Origin of the sequence: Candidatus Pelagibacter communis, assembly GCF_001179845.1 — a bacterium.
Classification (GTDB): Bacteria; Pseudomonadota; Alphaproteobacteria; order Pelagibacterales; family Pelagibacteraceae; genus Pelagibacter; species Pelagibacter ubique_Q.
Map to the genome: position 1 here is coordinate 1 of NZ_CVSB01000058.1, position 1,941 is coordinate 1,941.

The window sequence follows — 1,941 nt, forward strand, 5'->3', positions numbered from 1 at the left end:
TAGGAACCAATATGGCAACATGTGAAGGTTCGAGTCCTTTTCGCCCTACCATTAAAATATTATGAAAGTTACTGTAGAAAATAAAAAAGGACTTAATAAAGACCTTAAAGTTTTTATCGATAAAGAGACAATGAGCTCTTATATGGATGAAAAATATGAAGAGATAAAAGGTAGTGTAAATCTTAAAGGATTTAGACCAGGCAAAGTTCCAAAAGAAATTTTAAAAAGACAATTTGGTAAAGCAGTTTTTGGAGAAGTTTTAGATAAAGTTTTAAAAGAAACATCTACAAAAGCATTAGAGGAAAATAAAATTAAACCAGCTGGTCAACCAAAGCTTGACTTAAAAACATACGGTGAAGATAAAGATCTTGAGTATGTTCTGTCAGTCACTGAGTTACCAAAAGTAGAAATCAAATCTTTAGAAAATATTAAATTTGATGAATACACAGTAAAAATTGCCGATAGTGAAACAGACAAAAGAATAAAAGAAATAGCAAAAAAACAACCCAATTTTAAAGAGGTTAGCGCTGATACAAAAGCTAAAAAAGGTGATTTAGTATCCTTAGATTATAAAGCAACTGTTGACGGAAAGGATTTTAAAGGAAGTGAAGGAAAAAATACTCAGCTAACTTTAGGTAAAGATTTATTCTTAAAAGGTTTCGACGATCAATTGATTGGAGTTAAGAAAGATGATGAAAAAATTGTAGAAGCAACTTTGCCGGAAAATTTCCCTGAAAAAGAATTAGTAAATAAAAAAGCTAAATTTAATTGTAAAATTTTAAGTGTTAAACAATCAGAAGAAGTAAAAATTGATGATGATTTTGCAAAAAATTTAGGAGCAAAAGATTTAAGTGATTTAAAAACATTAATTTCAAAACAAATTAATGATGAATATAAAAATTCTCTAGATCAATTATCTAAAAACCAAATTTTAAAAGAAATAGAAAAAATTAAAATAGATGAAGTTCCTGAAAACTTAATTGAGGAAGAAGTTAAAGTTCTTTCACAAGGTATGTCTGAGGAAGAAGCGAAGAAAAATAAAAAAGATTTTGAAGAAAAAGCGAAAACAAGAATTAAAACTGGATTAATTCTAAATGAGTTTGGTGAAAAAAATCAAATAAAAGTAACAGAACAAGAAGTTCAGGCTGAAGTGCAAAAACAACTAAGAATGATGCCTGGACAAGAAAAAATGGTTATGGATTTCTATCAAAAAAATCCATCTGCATTAGCGAGTTTAAGAGGAACAGTGTATGAAGAAAAAATTTTAAATTTAATTAAAGAAAAAGGTAAAGCAAATAAGAAAGAAATTTCAAAAGAGGAAGCAGAAAAGATTTTAAAAGAAGCTCATGAGCATAATCATGACCACAGCCATGGAGAAGAAAAAAAAGAAACTAAGAAAAAATCTTCCGCAAAATCTGAGAAAGAAAAAAAACCAGCAACAAAAAAGGCAAAATCAAAGCCAGTAGCGAAAAAGACAAAAAAAGTTAGCAAAAAGTAATCTCAAGTTGTATAAGTAGAACGAATCAACTTATGACAACAAAATTATCAGAACATATGAGTAATCTTGTACCAATGGTAGTCGAACAATCTAGCAAAGGTGAAAGAGCTTACGATATTTATTCAAGACTATTAAAAGAAAGAATCATTTTTTTAACAGGTCAAATTAATGACAATGTTGCTTCATTAGTTACTGCTCAATTATTATTTTTAGAGGCTGAAGATCCAAAAAAAGAAATTTACTTATACATTAATAGCCCTGGGGGTTTGGTTACAGCAGGACTTGGTATTTACGATACAATGCAATATGTGAAGCCAGACATTTCTACTTTATGTATGGGTCAAGCAGCTTCTATGGGATCTTTCTTACTCTCCGCAGGTACTAAAGGAAAAAGATTTTCATTACCAAATTCAAGAATAATGGTTCACCAACCCTCTGCAGGT

Annotated in this window: 2 protein-coding genes; both read left to right on the plus strand. The window is 29.5% G+C overall.

The features are described from left to right. Window positions 1-61: 61 nt before the first annotated feature. Window positions 62-1,498 (plus strand): trigger factor, encoded by a 1,437-nt coding sequence (tig, locus tag AMN81_RS05850; protein WP_072091153.1) that lies wholly within the window; start codon window positions 62-64, stop codon window positions 1,496-1,498. A gap of 32 nt (window positions 1,499-1,530) precedes the next feature. Beyond that, window positions 1,531-1,941: ATP-dependent Clp protease proteolytic subunit (locus AMN81_RS05855; protein WP_072091154.1), on the plus strand; the 411-nt coding region annotated here is incomplete at its 3' end.